The 17,379-nt window shown below is 69.8% G+C and carries 15 protein-coding genes; 6 read left to right on the forward strand and 9 right to left on the reverse strand.

The genetic code is table 11. The features are described 5' to 3' along the window. Positions 1–7: 7 nt before the first annotated feature. Entirely contained in the window at positions 8–3,598 is a 3,591-nt protein-coding gene (gene smc, locus Hrr1229_RS04325) for a chromosome segregation protein SMC (protein ID WP_123114027.1), read from the forward strand. Further along, positions 3,591–4,574 carry a ScpA family protein gene (locus Hrr1229_RS04330; RefSeq protein ID WP_255212558.1) on the forward strand — a complete coding sequence of 328 codons (984 nt, stop codon included), beginning with the start codon at positions 3,591–3,593 and terminating at the stop codon, positions 4,572–4,574. The genes smc and Hrr1229_RS04330 overlap by 8 nt, the downstream gene beginning before the upstream one ends. Before the next feature lie 512 nt (positions 4,575–5,086). Here the strand turns inward: Hrr1229_RS04330 and mtnP are convergent. The 3 genes from mtnP to Hrr1229_RS04345 are packed head-to-tail and all read right to left on the reverse strand — an operon-like array spanning position 5,087 to position 7,244. After that, entirely contained in the window at positions 5,087–5,953 is an 867-nt protein-coding gene (gene mtnP / locus Hrr1229_RS04335; RefSeq protein WP_123114026.1) for an S-methyl-5'-thioadenosine phosphorylase, read from the reverse strand. A 44-nt stretch (positions 5,954–5,997) separates the two neighbouring features. Further along, the gene (locus tag Hrr1229_RS04340; RefSeq protein WP_123114025.1) at positions 5,998–6,993 is read right to left on the reverse strand and encodes a putative sulfate exporter family transporter; all 996 of its coding nucleotides are present in this window, start codon (positions 6,991–6,993) and stop codon (positions 5,998–6,000) included. Then, positions 6,993–7,244: a hypothetical protein gene (locus Hrr1229_RS04345; protein WP_123114024.1), complete on the reverse strand. Its 252-nt coding sequence runs from the start codon at positions 7,242–7,244 to the stop codon at positions 6,993–6,995. Before Hrr1229_RS04345 ends, Hrr1229_RS04340 begins: the two co-directional genes overlap by 1 nt. A gap of 114 nt (positions 7,245–7,358) precedes the next feature. Here Hrr1229_RS04345 and Hrr1229_RS04350 point away from each other — a divergent pair, with 114 nt between their 5' ends. Then, a complete protein-coding gene (locus Hrr1229_RS04350) occupies positions 7,359–8,810 on the forward strand; it encodes an HD domain-containing protein (protein WP_123114023.1) in 1,452 nt (483 codons plus the stop codon). A 197-nt stretch (positions 8,811–9,007) separates the two neighbouring features. Here the strand turns inward: Hrr1229_RS04350 and Hrr1229_RS04355 are convergent, their stop codons facing one another. The 4 genes from Hrr1229_RS04355 to Hrr1229_RS04370 all read right to left on the reverse strand — a co-directional run bounded on the left by Hrr1229_RS04355 (position 9,008) and on the right by Hrr1229_RS04370 (position 13,453). Continuing rightward, positions 9,008–9,271 (reverse strand): hypothetical protein, encoded by a 264-nt coding sequence (locus Hrr1229_RS04355; protein ID WP_123114022.1) that lies wholly within the window; start codon positions 9,269–9,271, stop codon positions 9,008–9,010. A 174-nt stretch (positions 9,272–9,445) separates the two neighbouring features. Beyond that, complete coding sequence (locus Hrr1229_RS04360) at positions 9,446–10,885, reverse strand: FAD-dependent oxidoreductase (RefSeq protein WP_123114021.1); 1,440 nt, start codon at positions 10,883–10,885, stop codon at positions 9,446–9,448. 162 nt (positions 10,886–11,047) lie between these two features. Beyond that, entirely contained in the window at positions 11,048–12,337 is a 1,290-nt protein-coding gene (locus tag Hrr1229_RS04365; protein ID WP_123114020.1) for an MFS transporter, read from the reverse strand. Between the two features lie 3 nt (positions 12,338–12,340). Next, a complete protein-coding gene (locus Hrr1229_RS04370) occupies positions 12,341–13,453 on the reverse strand; it encodes a rhodanese-like domain-containing protein (protein WP_123114921.1) in 1,113 nt (370 codons plus the stop codon). A gap of 88 nt (positions 13,454–13,541) precedes the next feature. On the opposite strand from Hrr1229_RS04370, the gene Hrr1229_RS04375 reads away from it, so the two are divergent. The 3 genes from Hrr1229_RS04375 to Hrr1229_RS04385 all read left to right on the forward strand — a co-directional run bounded on the left by Hrr1229_RS04375 (position 13,542) and on the right by Hrr1229_RS04385 (position 15,868). Then, positions 13,542–14,276: a helix-turn-helix domain-containing protein gene (locus Hrr1229_RS04375; protein WP_123114019.1), complete on the forward strand. Its 735-nt coding sequence runs from the start codon at positions 13,542–13,544 to the stop codon at positions 14,274–14,276. Positions 14,277–14,414: 138 nt separating this feature from the next. Then, the gene (locus tag Hrr1229_RS04380) at positions 14,415–15,020 is read left to right on the forward strand and encodes a methyltransferase domain-containing protein (RefSeq protein WP_123114018.1); all 606 of its coding nucleotides are present in this window, start codon (positions 14,415–14,417) and stop codon (positions 15,018–15,020) included. A 38-nt stretch (positions 15,021–15,058) separates the two neighbouring features. Then, positions 15,059–15,868, forward strand: a complete 810-nt coding sequence (locus Hrr1229_RS04385; protein ID WP_123114017.1) for a nucleoside phosphorylase — start codon at positions 15,059–15,061, stop codon at positions 15,866–15,868. Positions 15,869–15,893: 25 nt separating this feature from the next. Here the strand turns inward: Hrr1229_RS04385 and Hrr1229_RS04390 are convergent, their stop codons facing one another. Together Hrr1229_RS04390 and Hrr1229_RS04395 are read right to left on the reverse strand one after the other, a co-directional pair. Continuing rightward, positions 15,894–16,541: an HD family hydrolase gene (locus Hrr1229_RS04390; protein WP_123114016.1), complete on the reverse strand. Its 648-nt coding sequence runs from the start codon at positions 16,539–16,541 to the stop codon at positions 15,894–15,896. A gap of 9 nt (positions 16,542–16,550) precedes the next feature. Next, positions 16,551–17,246 (reverse strand): phosphoribosyltransferase, encoded by a 696-nt coding sequence (locus tag Hrr1229_RS04395; protein WP_123114015.1) that lies wholly within the window; start codon positions 17,244–17,246, stop codon positions 16,551–16,553. Between the last annotated feature and the right edge of the window lie 133 nt (positions 17,247–17,379).

Here is a 17,379-nt window from a genome sequence, read left to right on the forward strand (position 1 = left end):
GCGTCACATGCATATCACTGAAGTCGTTTTGGACGGGTTCAAGAGCTTCGGACGAACGACGAGGATCCCCTTTTACGACGACTTCACGGTCGTCACGGGGCCGAACGGCTCCGGGAAGTCGAACATCATCGACGGGGTCCTCTTCGCGCTCGGCCTGGCGCGCACCCGCGGGATCAGGGCGAAGAAGCTCACCGACCTGATCTACAACCCCGGCCACGACGGCGGGGAGAGCTCCGGCGGTCCGAACGAGGCCTCGGTGACGGTCGTCCTCTCGAACGAGGACGGCACCCTCGACCGGTCGCAGGTCGTCTCCGCGGCGGGCACGGAGAACGTCGGCGACGTCTCCGAGATCACGATCAAGCGCCGCGTGAAGGAGACCGAGGACAACTACTACTCCTACTACTACCTCAACGGGCGCTCGGTGAACCTCTCGGACGTGCAGGACCTGCTCGCGGCCGCCGGCGTGACGCCGGAGGGGTACAACGTCGTGATGCAGGGCGACGTCACCGAGATCATCAACATGACCCCCTACCAGCGGCGGGGGATCATCGACGAGATCGCGGGCGTCGCCGAGTTCGACGAGAAGAAGGAGGCCGCCTTCGAGGAGCTGGACACGGTCGAAGACCGGATCGGCGAGGCGGACCTCCGGATCGGCGAGAAGCAGGACCGGCTCGACCAGCTGGCAGACGAGCGCGAGACCGCGCTCCAGTATCAGGAGTACCGCGACGAACTCGAGGAGTACCGCGGCTTCCTCAAGGCCTCCGAGCTGGAGGAGAAGCGCGAGGCGCTCGCCGGCGTCGAGGGCGACATCGACGACGCGGAGGCCGAGCTGGAGGAGCTCCGCGAGGAGCTCGACGCGAGACAGGGGAAGCTCACCCGCCTAGAGGAGGACCTAGCCGACCTCAACCACGAGATCGAGACGAAAGGCGAGGACGAGCAGATACAGATCCGCTCGGAGATCGAGGAGGTGAAAGGCGAGATCTCGCGGCTGGAGGACAAGATCGAGGCGGCCGAGGAGCGCGCCGCGGAGGCGGAGACGGAGCGGCGCGACGCGTTCGTCCAGATCGACCGGAAGGAGGAGACGATCGAGGAGCTCGACGAGGAGATCCGCGAGGCGAAAGTCGAGAAGGCCTCCGTCAAGTCCGAGATCGCGACGAAGCGGTCCGAGCTGGCGGACGTCGAGGCCGAGATCGAGGGCGCCGACACCGAGTTCGACGAGCTGAAAGACGAGCTCGCCGAGAAGAAGGAGGCGATCGAGTCGCTGCGCGAGGAGAAGAACGAGAAGCAGCGCGAGAAGGACCGCCTGCTCGACGAGGCGCGCCGGCGCTCGAACGCCGTGAGCGAGGCGCGGACCGAGCTGGAGGAGGCCCGCGAGTCGCTGCCGGAGCACAAGGCGCGGATCTCCGAGCTCCGCAGCGAACTCGACAAGGCCGAGAAGAACGAAGAGAAGATCGAGGACGTCGTCGCGGACCTCTTCTCGGAGAAGGCCGAGCGGAGCGAGGAGCTCGAGGCGGTCGAGGAGGAGCTCCGCGAGAGGCAGAACGAGTACGCGAAGCTGGAGGCCGCCGCCGACCAGCGCGGCGACACCTCGTGGCCGCGGGCGGTGACCGAGGTGAAGAACGGTGGCATCGACGGCGTCCACGGCGCCGTCGGCGAGCTCGGCTCGGTCGCGGCCGAGTACGCGGAGGCGTGCGAGACGGCCGCCGGCGGCCGGCTCGCGAACGTCGTCGTCGACGACGACGGCGTCGGTTCGACGTGTATCGACTACCTGAAGCGCCGGAACGCGGGCCGGGCGACGTTCCTCCCCATCACGGAGATGGACGACCGGAGCCTCCCGCGGAAGCCCTCGCTGCCCGGCGTCGTCGACTTCGCGCGCAACCTCGTCGACTACGACGCCGAGTACGCCTCGGTGTTCTCGTACGTGCTCGGCTCGACGCTCGTCGTCGAGGACATGGACACCGCCCGCGAGCTGATGGGCGATTACCGGATGGTCACCCTCGACGGCGACCTCGTCGAGAAGTCCGGCGCGATGACGGGCGGGTCCGGCGGCGGCTCGCGGTACGCGTTCACCAAGTCCGGCGGCGGGAAGCTGGAGCGGCTCGCGACCGAGATCTCGGAGCTGGAGGACGAGCGGCAGTCGCTGGAGTCGGAGGTCGACGAGCTGGAGGCGGACATCGACGACGCGCGCGACCGCAAGGCCGACGCCGCGGAGCGCGTCCGGTCGCTGGAGGCCGACGTCGAGCGCGCCGAGGAGGACCTCGCGGACGCCGAGGACCGGATCGACGAGTTAGAGACCGAGCTCGAGGAGCTGGAGGCGGAACGCGAGTCGGTCGACGAGGAGATGAGCGAGCTGGACGCGGAGCTCGACGATCTCGATGCGGAGATCGCGGAGCTGGAGGGCGAGATCGAGGAGATCGAGGCGGAGCTCGCCGACTCGAAGATCCCGGAGCTCTCCGAGCGCGCCGACGAGATCCGCGGCGAGATATCGGACTTAGAGGACCGGATGGACTCGCTCGACGGGCGGCAGAGCGAGCTGGAGCTGGAGAAGGGGTACGCCGAGGACGCGGTCGACGACCTCCACGACACCGTTGAGACGGCGCAGAACCGGAAGGCGGAGGCCGAGGAGGCGGTCGCCGAGCACGAGGCCGCGATCGAGGAGAAGGAGGCCGAGCTCGAGGAGAAGAAGGCGGCGATCGCCGACTTAGAGGAGGAGCTCACGGAGCTGAAGGCCGACCGCGAGGACCTCCGGGAGGAGATCAAGGCGGCGACCCGCGAGCGCGACGAGCAGCGCTCGCTCGTCGCCGAGGCCGAGTCCGACCTGGAGGACCTGACGGACCGCCGCGACCGGCTGGAGTGGGAAATCGACGAGCTGGAGTCGCAGGTGGGCGAGTACGACGCCGAGGAGATCCCGGACCTCGACGAGGTCGAGTCCCGGATCGAGGAGCTGGAGGCCGAGATGGAGGCGTTAGAGCCAGTCAATATGCTCGCGATCGACGAGTACGACGAGGTGCAGGAGGCGCTCGACCAGCTCCAAGAGCGCCGGGACGTACTCGTCGAGGAGCGGGACGCGATCGAGGAGCGCATCGAGGGGTACGAGGCGGCGAAGAAGGAGACGTTCATGGCGACGTTCGAGTCGATCAACGACCACTTCGAGGACATCTTCGCGCGCCTCTCGGCCGGCAGCGGCGAGCTCCTCTTGGAGAACCCGGAGGACCCCTTCGAGGAGGGGCTGACGATGAAGGCGCAGCCCGCGGACAAGCCGGTCCAGCGGCTCGAGGCGATGAGCGGCGGTGAGAAGTCGCTGACCGCTCTCTCCTTCATCTTCGCTATCCAGCGGCACAACCCCGCGCCGTTCTACGCGCTCGACGAGATCGACGCGTTCCTCGACGCGGTCAACGCCGAGCGCGTCGGCGAGATGATCGAGGAGCTGGCCGCGGACGCGCAGTTCGTGGTGGTCGGCCACCGCTCCGCGCTGCTGGAGCGCTCCGACCGCGCCATCGGCGTCACGATGCAGGGCGACAACCTCTCGGCGGTCACCGGGATGCAGTTCGGCGACGAGGGTGGCGACGGCGACGGAGAGGTGAGCGCGGATGACTGAGCCGCCGGAGTCGGTGGGCGCGCACGGGAGCGGACCGGGCGACGAGTCGGCGGCCGCGGGCGACGCCGACGGCGTCCCGAGCCTCGACCTGACGAGCGAGCGCGACGGGGGACCGTCGGGGGAGCCGGAGGCGGAGGCCCCGGGCGACGTCGACGGCGCCGGGGGAGACGGGGCCGAGGAGGACGGCGAGGTCGAGCCCGTCGAGCTCCTCGTCCAGCTCGCCGAGGAGGGCGAGATCGAGCCGTGGGACATCGACATCGTGCAGGTGACGGACGCCTTCTTGGAGCGGCTCGACGAGACGGACCTCCGGACGACTGGGCGGGCGCTGTTCTACGCCAGCGTCCTGTTGCGGATGAAAAGCGACGGGATGTTGGCCGACGACGATGACGACGAGGAGCCCGAGCCCGAGCCGTGGGAGGTCGCGATGGAGGGCGGCGCGCCGGACCCCGCCGACGGTGACTTCGACCCGGTCGACGAGCTGGAGGCGGAGATGGACCGTCGGCTCGACCGGAAGAGCACCCGGGGCTCGCCGGAGACGCTCGACGAGCTGGTCCGCGAGCTCCGGGAGGCCGAGCGCGGCTCGTGGTGGAAAGAGTCCCGCGAGTACGACACCTCGGAGTCGCCGCACGGGTACGACCGCGGCACGCAGACGCTCGACTACCACACCGGCGACGAGTTCCGGCGGGACGGCGAGCCGACCGCCGGCGAGGCGACCGACCGCACCCACGACGAGGACATCGAGGAGGTGATAGTGGAGATCGACAACGCCCTCCGGACCCACTTCGACCGCGGGCGTACGGAGGTGCTCTTCGCGGAGATCGAGGGCGCGGGCGGGCGCCCGTTCATGACGTACCTCGCGCTGCTGTTCATGGCCCACCGCGGCTCGGTGCGCCTCCAGCAGGACGACCTGTTCGGCGATCTGTGGGTGAAAGACCCCACGGCGATGACCGGTGAGTCGGAAGCGATAGCGGATTAGTACGTTTTCGAGAGCGTAGCCGGTTCCAGCGCCGTCCGATCGCTTATAAACAAACGGCTGCGAATCGGCGGTGAATACCGTCAAAGCCTCGGGCGATCATTTATACGAAACTGAAGCGGTGGCGCGTGCCTCCGAGCGGTCGCCCTCGGCGACCGCGAGGAGCGCGCGCGAGGGACGCGGCGAACGCGAGCGGCGAAGCCGCGAGCCGTGAGCCGCGAGGCTGGGGAGGCGTGAGGTGCGGTCGCTGTGCGGTTGGGTGGGACTCAAAGGGGCAGTCGCGAGGACGAAGCACGGCGACGCAAGCAGCGTGGCGCTACGCGCCACGGGCAGCCGGCGGCGGAGCCGCCGGCGACACCGCAAGGAGCGAGTGGAACGAGCGACTGAGGAGCGCAGCGAGCCGCGCGAGTCGTCGCGACTGGGGCTTTGGAGGAGTTCACCGCAGAGTTGTCGATCACGTACCGCCGAGCGGCTGGGGCTTTGGCGGTGTTCTCCGTCGATCCGGAGTTAGCGATTTATAAGTAATCGCCCAGCAGCGGCTCGACGCGCTCTTGGGTCTCCTCGGGGATCGCGTCGGTCGGCGTGTTGACGGTACCTTCGAGCGAGGTGTGCGCCTCGCACTCCAGGTCGTCGGGGAGCGTCCGGACCGCCTCCTCGACCGCGGCCTTGATCGCTTCTTGGTTCTTTTCGGCGTTCTCTAACACCTCCTCGAGCGTCACCTCGCTGTCCTCCTTCCAGACGTCGTAGTCGGTGACGCCGGCGATCGTCGCGTACGCGATCTCGGCCTCGCGGGCCAGCTTCGCCTCCGGGATCGCGGTCATGCCGACCAGGTCCCAGCCTTGGCTCTTATAAAACTCCGACTCCGCGCGCGTCGAGTACTGCGGGCCCTCGATGCAGACGTAGGTGCCGCCCTTTACGACCTTCGTGTCAGGGGACGTGGAAGCCTCCGCGGCCTCTGTCAGGTGGTCGACCAGCTCCGGACTGTACGGGTCCGCGAACGGCTGGTGGACGACGACGCCGTCGCCGAAAAAGGAGAGGTCGCGGCGCTTGGTCCGGTCGTAGATCTGGTCGGGGACGACGAGCGTGCCGGGCTCTAACTCCTCTTTTAAACTTCCCACCGCGTTCGACGCGAAGATGTGTGTGACGCCCGCCTTTTTCAAGGCGTACATGTTGGCGCGGTACGGGAGGTCGGTGGGCGAGACGCCGTGCTCTGATCCGTGCCGCGGGAGGAAGGCGACCTCTTTGCCCGTGTCGGCGAACTCGCCGATCGTGATCGCGTCGCTGGGCTCGCCGTAGGGGGTGTCGTACTCCACCTCGCGCACGTCGTTCAGGGGCAGCGCCTCGTAGATGCCGCTGCCGCCGATGAAGCCGATGGTGCTCATACCCGGAGTGCGTCCGCCCGCTACTTATACGGACTGAAGCGGGACTACAGCAGCCACCGCACCGCCGCCAGCGCGAGCGCGCTCACGACGAGCAGATGGACGAGGACGGCGCCGACGGCGGCGCCGCCGACCTCGCGCATCTCGCGGAACCGGATCGAGAACCCGAGGCCGACGAACGCCAGCGTGAACAGCGCGTCCGACACGCGCCCGATCGACTCCAGCGCGGCCGGCGAGAGCAGCCCGCTGTTCGCGACCACGGCGACAGCGAGGAAGCCGAGCAGGAACTTCGGGAACTCCGCCCACAACCGGCGCACGCCCGGCTCGGTCGCCGACCGCGCGGTGTACGCCAGCGAGTAGACGATGGCGACGCCGCCCAGCAGGGAGTTGCGCGCGAGCTTCGTCACGGTCGCCCACTGGCCCGCCTCCGGCGAGTGGGCGAACCCCGCGGCGGCGACGGGTCCGGTCGAGAACATGCTCACGCCGGCCCAGACGCCGAACTGGCGGCCGGTGAGCCCGAGCCACTCCCCGGCGATCGGGAACGCGACGAGCGTGACGGCGTCGAACAAGAGCACGGTCGCCGCCGCGAACGTGATCGCGGCGCCGCGGGCGTCGAGCACGCGCCCGATCGCGACGACGGCGGAGACGCCGCAGATGCTCGCGCCGGCGGCCAGCAGCGAGGGCGTCGTCCCGTCTAACCGAAAGAGCACGCGCGCGATCAGTTCGGCGAGCAGCAGCCCGCCGCCGACCGCGACGACGACCAGCCCGAGGACAGTGGGCCCCGCGGCGATGAACTCCTCGACGACGACCGCGGCGCCGAGCAGGACGATCCCGGTCTCCAAGAAGAGCTTGTCGACGCCGACCCCCGGTTTCGCGGCGTCGGGCGTGCCGACCGCGTTGCCGACGAGCGCGCCGAGCCCGACTGCGACGACGAGCGGCTGGAGCCCGTCCACCGCGCCGGCGACGAGGTGCGAGAGGAGCGCCCCGGCGGCCAGCAGCGCGAGGCCGGGGAGGTACGGGCTGGCGGCGTCGACGACGCGCATCAGAGGACGCCCGCGGCCTGTCCCGCGGCGTGAGCGGCGACGATCCCCAGCCCGAGCGCGAGCGCCTGCCAGCCGCGGTCGAGCGCGGTCCACCGGTCGACGAGCGGCGATCCGGTGCCGCGGTCGGCGCCCGTCTCGGCCGTCGTCTCGTCGGCGCCCGTCTCGGCCGTCGTCTCGTCGGCGCCCGTCTCGGCCGTCGTCCCGTCGGCGTCGTCGGCGTCCGTCGCTTCGCGGCCGGCGTCCGGTGCCATACCCGCGGGTCGGCGCGCTCGGTACTTATAAGGACGCACTCCGGCGACCCGCGGGGGCCTCGTCGGCGCGACCGAAAGAGGCAGGTTCCGGGCGGTCGTCTGTCGGACACCCGGATGCCGACCACACAGATCAAAGACCCCGTCCACGGCTACGTGGAGCTGCCGGACGCGCTCGTCGACGGCGTCGTCGACACCCGACCGTTCCAGCGGCTGCGGTACGTCCGCCAGCTCTCGGCGACGCACCTCGTCTACCCCGGGGCGAACCACACGCGGTTCGAGCACTCGCTCGGCGTCTACCACCTCGGCCGGACCGTCTTCGAGAACCTCCGCCGGCAGTCGTACTTCACGCGGGACGCGACGACCGACGAGCTCGAGGAGATCCAGCGCACGCTGGAGTGCGCCTGCCTGCTCCACGACGTCGGCCATCCGCCCTTCTCGCACCTCTCGGAGGGGTTCCTCGACGAGGGAGTCTTACGGGAGCGGGTCGTCGACACCGGGCTGGTCGACGCCTTCGACCGAGCGGGCGTCGGCGGGGCGCCGCTCCGGTCGGCGAGCCCGCACGAGCTGCTCGGCTGCGTCCTCATCGTCGAGGAGTACGGTGACGCGCTGCGCTCGTTCGACGTGGACCCCTTCGAGGTGTGCGCGTACGTCCTCGGCTACAGCCTCGCGTACGAGCGCGGCGACCCCTGGCAGTGCGGCGTCGGCGCGCAGCTGCTCCACTCGCCCATCGACGTCGACCGGCTCGACTACATCACCCGCGACAACCAGATGACCGGCGCGGGCGTGTTGAGCTTCGACGTCGACCGCATGGTCGACGCCTACACGGCCCACCCCGAGGCGGGGCTCGCGCTCACCGAGAAGGCGCTCTCGACCATCGGCAACTACCTCGAGGGCCGGATCGCGCTGTACATGTGGGTGACTCAGCACCACAAGGCCGTCTACGCCAACCGACTCCTCCAGGAGCTGCTCGGCGAGTACGAGGCCGTGACCGGCGAGAGCCCGGTGACCGTCGACGGCGTCCTCTCGCGGGAGCTGGACGACAACGCCGTGCTCGAACGCCTGCGGGTCGCCGCCCGCGAGCACCCCGACTCGACGCTGGCGTCGATGTACGACCGGTTCCGCGGGCGCCGCTTCCCGGCCACCTGCTGGAAACACCGGATCGCGCTCGCCGACCGGATCGGCGGCGACCTCGCCGGCGGCGAGACCGGCGACGGCGACGAGGAGGGCCGCGACGACCGCGGCCTCGACCTCGACGACTTCACGGCGTGGCTCACCGAGGGCGACGAGCGGCTGGAGCGGCTGCTCGCCGACGCGCTCGGCGTGCCGGTCCACGAAGTGTGGATCGACCGCTCGTACGTGCCGGCCTACGACCCCGACGAGCTGGAGGACATCCCGATCGCGTACGGCGGGACGACCCGGTCGGTCGGGGACTGGGGGCTGTACGGCGACCGCGCGTTCGACGTGCCGATCCCCTTCGTCTTCGTCCCCGATGGGACGAAGCGGCGGGCGATCCGCGTGCTCCGGGCGGCGTTCGAGCGGGAGGTCGTCGAGGAGACGCGGGCGTGATCCGGCACGGACGCTCGACCGACTCTCCGGTATTTAAACAGACGCGCGAAACGGCGGAAACGAGCGTCGCGGTCTACGCGGAAAGGAGCCGGCGAGCGGCGAAGGGCCGAACGGTGTCAGCGAAGGGCCGAACGGTGTCAGCGAGGGGCCGAACGGTGTCGGTCGGGAGGCGACCGTTATCGGTCAGGGGACGACCGTTATCGACCGGGGGCATTCCCCGCGGCGCCGCCGGCGGCCTTACCCGCGCCCTCGGCCGCGTCACTGCCGCCGGGCGTCATGCCGCTGATCGTCTCGCCGATTCCGCCGGCCGCGTCGCCGGCGGTGGAGCCGACCTCGGCGAGGATCTCCTGGACGAACGCGGGGGCCTGCGCGGCGACATCGGCCGGCGGGCCGGCCTGCAAGGCCACCTGCGCCGCGTCGGTTGCGAGCGTTGCCGTCGTGATCGGGTCTGTTTCGAACATCGCGACTCGACGTAGTGGGTGAGTAAACAAAAGGGAGGAAGGCCCTGCAGCCGATTTTGGCGGGATTTCCGCCGATTTAAGCCGGTCGAATCCGGCTCAATTCGGATAGCGGCGCCGCGCCCCGGTATCAGACGGAGATCCGGTCGGTTCCGCGCGGCGCGCGCTGCACCCGGCTCAGTCGTCGGCCTCGGCGGGGACACGGTCGTCGGCGGCCTCGGCAGCGTCGGCGGCCTCGGCAGCGTCGTCGCCCTCCGCGGTCGGACTCGCCGCCGCGTCGTCACCGCGCGGGAAGTTCTCGATCGTCGCCTCGCGGAACGCCGCCTCGTCGAACTCGTGGTCGGCGTCGAAGAAGTCGAGGACGGTCCGCACGTCGGTCATCGCGTTCTTCAGCGCGGTCGAGGCGCCCGGCGAGGGCGTGATGTTGAACAGGACGCCGTCGCCCGTGATCTTCGCCTCGCCCATGTCGAGCTCCCTGTTCTTCGTGTCGACGATCTGGGGGCGCACGCCGCCGTACCCCTTCGCGCGCTCGATGTCGTCGACGTCGACGCTCGGCACGACCTTCTGGACGTCCGGCAGGAACGCGCGCTTGCCGACCTCGGGGATGTCGTACACGAGGTTGCGCACGACGTAGGGGAAGAGGACGCGGTCCGAGAGGATGTTGACGTAGCTCAGGATCGACGCGGGCGAGAAGCCGAACACGTCGGCGAAGTCGCTCACGGTGGAGAGCTCGCCGCGTTCGAGCGCGGGGACGAGCTTCGCCGTGGGGCCGAACCGGGTGACGCCGTCGTCGTGGACGTCGGCGTCGCCGTGGACCGCCGCGAACGGGAGCTTCTTCATCTGCAGCGTGTACACCTTCCCGTTCAGCAGGTCGTCGGCGAGGAAGAAGCTCCCCGCGACCGGCAGCAGCGACATGTCCTCGCCGTACCCCATCTCCTTGGCGAACTGGAGGCTGTGGGAGCCGGCGGCGACGACGACCGCGTCGGCCGCGAAGTCGCCGTCGTCGGTCTCGACGGTGAAGCCGTCACGCCCCTCGTCGACGTTCTCGACCGCGGTGCCGAGGTGGACGGCGACGCCGTCCTCGGCGCGGGCGTCCTCCACGAACGACTCCGCGACCGCGCCGTAGTCGACGACGTAGCCGTCCGGCGTCTGAAGCGCCTTGAGCGCGGTGTCGGGGTCGCGCCCCTCGACGACCTTCGGCTCCAGCTCCGCGATCTCCTCGCGGCCGATCTCGCGGAGCTTCGGGAAGAGGTCGCCGAACCCGTTCTCGTGGTAGCGCTCCTCCAGCTTGGCGACCTCCGCCTCGCCGACGCCGAGGACCATCTTGCTCCGCTTGCTGTGCATCTCGCGGTCGGGGTCGGTCCCCTCGAGGTACCCCGCGAGCAGCTCGGCGCCCTCCTTGACCTCCTCGGCCTTCTCTAAGGTGTAGTTCGTCTCGATATCGCCGAAGTGGAGGGTCTGAGAGTTGTTCGTGCGATCGGAGTTGACCGCCGCGATCTCCCGCTCCTTCTCGATCAGCGTGACGTCGTCGACGTCGGTGAACTTCGCGACCGCGTATAAAAGCGACGCCCCGCTGATACCCCCGCCGACGATGACCAGATCAGTGTGTTTGGACATGCGTGATGAACGCTCTCACTCCCCGAAACGAATTCACCCGTTAACGGTCTTGCTATCTCGATCGGCTAATCGGCCGACAGCGAGGCTACAGTCGTCGTTTTAGAGGTTCGACGAACGTCGATTTTTCCGTCGGTCGAGGGGGAGGGGATCGCCGCCGCTGAACTAGTCCTGCGCGGTCGGTCCGGCCGGCGGTTCCGACGCGGGGGCGGGCGGCTCGTGGGTCCCGAACTCGGGGTGGGTCTCCTCCATCCAGACGTACACGACCGCGCCGGACAGGAACATCAGGACGGCGGTCAGATAGAACGCCGCCTCGGCGCCGGCGAACTCCATCGAGAGCCCGATCAGGACCGCGCCGACGGCGTAACCCGAGTCGCGCCACATCCGGTAGACCCCCATCCCGGCCGACCGCCAGGTCGGGTGGGCCGCGTCGCTCGGGACGGTCATCAGGTTCGGATACAGCAGCGCCATTCCCAAGCCGGAGACGGCGGCCAGAGCGGCCCACGGGAGGAACCCCTCGACGAGGACCATCCCGAGCACGCCCGCGCCGGCGAGGAACATCCCGGCGATCACCGGCGGCCGGCGACCGATCCGATCCGCGAGGCCGCCGGTGCCGATCTGCAGGAAGTACATCGCGCTGTGGACGCCGACGACGGCCCCGACGGCCGCGATATCGAGCCCCTGATTCAGCAGGTACAGCGGGACGGCGATCCAGAACAGCGTGTCGACGAAGTTCTCGATGTGACCCGCTTGCGCCGCCGCGAACAGCGTCCGATCACCGTAGGTCGCCCGCTTTACCACCTCCTTGAACGGGAGGTTCGCGTCGCGATCGTCGTCGTCGCCCTCGGCCTCCGCGTACTGGACGGTCTCCTTGATCAGGAAGACCGAGATGAGGAACGCCAGCGCCACGACGACCGCGAGGAAGTAGAACGGCTCCGGTCGGAGGCTCCACCGGCTGGCGATGACGCCCGTGACCCAGGCACCGACGGCCACGCCGGTGTAGCCGAACGACTCGTCGATGCCGACCGCGAGGCCGCGCTGGTCGGGGCTCGCGAGGTCGATCTTCGCGTTGATCGCCATGCTCCACGTCAGCGCTTGGTTGACGCCCAGCAGGACGTTCCCGACGGTGATCCAGCCCCAGCTCGGGGCGAAGATGAGGATGACCGGCAGGGGGAGCGCCGTGACCCACCCGGCGATGAGCACCGGTTTGCGGCCGTACTCCTCGCCCCACTTCCCGGCGTAGAGGTTGAGGATCGACTTCACGATCCCGAAGGAGACGACGAACGAGCCGATCACGAGGAACGACTCGACGCCGAGGACGTCCTCACCAAGCGCGGGGACGACGGTGCGCTCGGACCCGATGGTCAGCCCGGTCGCGAAGACGAGCAGGACGTGGAGGGAGAACTGACCGAGGTGTTCGCGGATTCCCTGTTTGATGTCGGTTGCCGTGCTCATGGGTCACTCGGCCGCGCAGTTGTTCGGCCCCAGCTCCAGCTCGGCCAGTTCGTCCGCCGGAACCGACTCCTGTCCCACGTTCGTGCGCTTGACCCGCTCGAAGTTCGGCGGGTGGTCCGGGACGTCCGACGCGAGCGCCGCGACGAACGCCTCGCGGTCGCGACCGAGGTCCGCGTTCCGCGCTTTGACTTCCGCGAGCGTCGCGGCTACCGGCGGCTCCGGCGAGCCGGGGTCGTGCGCCGGGAGCACGACCGCGTCGTCCGGTCGGTCCAGCAGCCGCCGGAGGCTCTCGTACAGCGTCGCGGCGTTCCCCTCGACATCGGAGTCCTCGATGCCGGCCTCGACGCCGAGCTCGACGCGGCCGACGCTGTCGTGGAACAGGGTGTCCCCCGTGAGCAGCGCCGCGCCGCCGACGTCGAACGAGACGCTTCCCTCGCTGTGTCCGGGCGTGTGGATGACCTCGACGGCGAGCCCGCCGACGGTCACGACCTGGCCGTCCTCGATCGGCGTCGCGTCGAGCGCGAGCGCGTCCTTCGGGTGGAGGGAGTAGGGGACGCCGTGGCGGTCGGCGAGCGCCGCGGCGCCCGAGACGTGGTCGGCGTGGGCGTGCGTGTCGAAGACGCCGACGACCTCCGCGTCGTACTCGTCGAGGACCGCGTCGTACTCGTCGAGGTAGTGCGACGGGTCGAAGACGGCGGCATCGCCGTCCGAGACGAGGACGTGCGAGAGACAGCCCTTTCCCGGGCGCGCGATCTGAACGAGCGTCCCGTCGAGGTCGACCGGCACCTCGGCGTGTCGGTGGACGCGGCTCCACCCGCTCATCCCGTCGGCGAGCGTCACCGCGTCGTAGCCCAGTTCGCGGAGGACGTCCGTCGCGGTCTGCGAGACGACGCCCTCGGCGCAGACGGTGACGATCTCCGTGTCGTCGGGGAGCGCGGAGAGCGTCGGCTTGGCGCGGTCGGGGTCGCCGGTCAACTCGTCGTACACGTCGACGTTGACGCTGCCCGGGACGTGCCACTCCTCGAACTCCGGTTCGTGGCGGATGTCGAGGACGAGCGGGCCCTCGTCGTCGTTTCGCAGCTGTTCGCTGAGCGCGTCCGGCGATAGCTCCTGCATCGTACTCTTGAATAGCGCGGACGGGGGGATACGGTCGCTGCCGGACATGACCGGCACTATTAATTACGGACGAGCCCAAATCCGCTCGATGAGTCTGTACGAGGCCTCCGTCCGGGTCAAACACGAGTGTCCGTACCGGGAGATCTCGGAGCGGCACCCGGATCTCACGATACGAGAGTGGCCGCTGAGCGACTGCCAGGTGCTCGAGATCACGACCGAGACGACCCCGACGGACGCGCTGCTCGACGACATCGACCGACTCGGGACCGTCCTCCACCAGTCCGAGGACGGCGACGGGTACCACGTCGTCACGCAGTCCTGCCTCTGTTCGCTCGAGGAGTCCGTCATCGACCGCTTCGAGGCGCACAACTGCCTGTATCAGTCACCGACGATCTACCGGCAGGGCTGGGAGCACTACACGGTGGTCGCGTTCGACGACGCGGACGTCCGGGATCTGCTCGACGACCTGCGGGCCGACAGGGAGATCGAACTGCTCTCGAAGACCTCGATCTCGGAACAGCAGGTCCCGCACAGCATGCTGGCGCCGGCCAACCAGCTGTTCGAGGGTATCACCGACCGACAGCTGGCGGCGCTCCAGTTGGCGCTGGAGCGCGGCTACTACACCCAGCCGCGGAAGACCTCGCTGCGGGAGCTCGCCGACCAGACGGCCGTCGCTCGCTCGACGTACGAGGAACACCTCCGGAAGGCGGAGAACAAGCTGCTCACGAGCGCGGGACAGTACCTGCGACTGGTCACCGCGACGTCGACGGGCGACCCGCTGGAGGTCGAGGAGACCCGTCGGGCCGATCGCGCCGCCGATTAGTCCGCCGTTAGCACACCGCGACCTCCGAGACACGGAACCTCAAGACACGATGGCTACGAGAACCACACCGGAGCGCGGTCTCGCGGCCGCTCGGTGCATCGAAGGTCGACGAACGCGCGTCTTCGAGGGGCCCGCGCCGTGAGCGACGTCGAGAGCTTCGTCCGGTTCTGCGACAGCGAGTTCGGGAGCGCCGTCATGGACCGCGAGGCGGCGTACGTGCGCCGACACGTCGCCGCGGGCGACCGGGCGCTGGACGTCGGGTGCGGCATCGGGTCGCTCGAGGAGCGAGTCCCCGACCGCGGTATGATCGGACTCGACCGGTCGGCGGCGATGGTCCGGACGGCGCGGGACCGGGTCGACGCGCCGTTCGTCCTCGGTGACGCGACCGCGCTGCCGGTCGCGACCGGGTCGGTCGACGCCGTGGTCTTCGTCTCGACGCTCGAGTTCCTCCCCGACGCCGAAGCGGCGCTGAGCGAGGCGACCCGCGTCCTCGCGTCGGACGGGACCCTCGTCGCGCTCGTGTTGAACACGCGCTCCGAGTACGTCCGGTCGAACCTGCGGCGAGAGGGCTCGTACTTCCAGCGGATGGTCCACCGCGACTCGGCGGCCCTGACGGAGCGGATACTGGAACGCGTCGACGGCGAGCGGGAGTACTTCCTGGGGGTCTCCGGCGAAGAGGTGTTCGAGAGCAGCGACCCGGAGACCGCGGCGATCGCGGCGGTCGTCGGCGAGCCGGTCGACTGACCGCAACACCCTTTCGTCGGTTCCGCGAACGCCGGCACATGACCGACCCGTCCGACTCGGACGCGTCCCCGCTCTTCGAGGCGAAGGCGTTCGACGAGCCGTCCGTCTTCGCGCCGGAGGCCCTCATGGAGAACGCCCGACGACAGAAGGATCTCCCGGAGCGGCCGGTCCCGGACGTCTGCGTGCTCGACCCGGACGGAGACGTCGTCCGCCAGTTGGCGGCCACGGGCGCGGCGCGGGAGGACGAGACGTGGCCGGGGTACCACACCGACCTCTATCGGTTCGAACGGGGCGGCGAGGAGTTCGGGATCGTGGGGCGCGCCGTCGGGGCCTCGTTCGCCGTCCTCGTCGCGGAGCAGCTGTTCGCCGCCGGCTGCGACCTCCTCGTGAGCGTCACCTCCTCGGGGCGGATCGTCCCGAGGGAGGACCCGCCCTACTTCGTGCTCATCGAGCGCGCGCTCCGGGACGAGGGGACGAGCCATCACTACCGGTCGTCGGGTCGGTACGCGCGCCTCGATCCCGACCTCCGAGACTCGGTCGAGCGGGCGTGCGAATCGGTGTCGCGGCCGGTGTACGCGGGCGCGACGTGGACGACGGACGCCCCCTTCCGGGAGACCGAGACCGCGATCGAACGCGCCCGGTCCGAGGGGGTCCTCGCGGTGGAGATGGAGGCGGCGGCGCTGTACGCGTTCGCAGAGGCTCGGGACCGGCCGGTGGTCTGTTTCGCGCACGTGACCAACCAGATGGGGCAGACCGAGGAGGACTTCGAGAAGGGTGAGGCGGACGGCAGCCGAGACGCCCTGGAGGTGATCGACGCGGCCGCCGCGGCCTGGCGCGGGTCGGACTGAGCGCCCTCGGAGCCGACCGGGGCGCTCACGGCCCGTCCCGCGCGGCCCGGTACCGGTCGTGGAGTCGCTCGAACAGCGCGCGACCCGTCTCGGTCCGCAGTCGGGGCCCGGTCGTCGCGAAGAACTCGTCGAGGTCGTCGTACTCGCGGAAGGCGTCGGGGTCGCCGGCGGCGGGGTCGTACCGGTCGCCGCGCTCGTAGATCACCGCCTGCAGACAGACGTCGAGCAGGTCACACTCCTTGACGAGCACGGCCTCCGGCGAGTCGCGGACCTCGTACGCCTCCCACGCGTCGCGGACGCGGTCGGGGAGCGGTCCGGCGAGGTCGGCCATCGCCTCGCGCTCGGCGGTCTCCTTCGCGGCCGGGTCCACCGGGTCAGCGGTCGAGTCGGCGCGCGTCGCGACGTCGCCGGTCTCCGCCTCGGCGACGTCGTGGACCACGGCGAGCCGGAGCGCGCGGTCGAGGTCGACGTCGGGCAGGTCCGTCCGGAACCGGTCGCCGAGCGTCAAGACGAGGTACGCGACCCCCCACGCGTGCGCGGCCACCGACTCGGGGGCGTCGACGCCGCGGAGCTGCCAGCCCGTGCGCCGCTCGTCTTTGAGGGCGTAGGCGTCGAGGAGGGCGTCGATCGCGGGGTCGGGGTCAGCGTCCGATTCCGGGTCGTCTCCGGCCATCGCGAGCGGTCACTCGGCGAGCGTCCAGGCGTCGTCGCCGGTGCGGTCGGCCACGCCGCGGCGGACCATCTCGTCGAGCACCTCGTCGAGGCGGCCGGGCTGGGCGACCTCCATCTCGATGCGGCCGATGCTGTGGTACTCGTCGAGGTAGTGGCGGACGGCCTCCCGGTCGAAGGCGTCCTGGTCGGCGCGCTCCATCGCGCCCTCGGTGAGGTCGATCATGTCCTCGAGGAAGTTCCACGGGTAGACGACCCACGTCCACTGTTCGAGCCGCTCGCCGACGAAGTCCGGCTGGAACTCGGAGGTGCCGAGCAGCTGGAGCGTCGCGGTGCGGATCTCGGCGGCGTCGCGGTCGTCGACGTACTCCTCGGCGCGGCGGATCGAGCCGCCGGTGTCCGCGATGTCGTCGATGATCAGGACGTTCTTCCCCTCGACGCTGCCCTCCGGCATCGGGTAGCGGATCTGGGGCTCGTCGGTCTTCTCCGCCGCGCCGACGTAGTGCTCCATCTTGAGGCTCGTCAGGTCGTTGAGCCCGAGGAAGTCGCAGACGCATCGGCCCGCGAACCAGCCGCCGCGGGCCAGCGCGACGACCATGTCCGGCTCGAAGTCCGCGCGCTTCACTTCGTTCGAGACGTTGCGGCAGAGCCCGTAGATGTACTCCCAGTTGGTGAGGGTGCAGTCGAAGTCGTCCGGGAGGTCGCTCATACGGCCGTTCCTCCCACCCGCGCGCTCATAAGGGTTTAGCAACGCCGCCGGGGGGAGATCGGCCGCGGCGAACACTGCGACATAGCTCAACACGAACACCCGCGGTGGCGCGTGCCTCCGAGCGCCCGCAGGG

The sequence above is a fragment of the Halorubrum sp. CBA1229 genome, assembly GCF_003721435.2.
In the GTDB taxonomy this organism is placed as follows: domain Archaea; phylum Halobacteriota; class Halobacteria; order Halobacteriales; family Haloferacaceae; genus Halorubrum.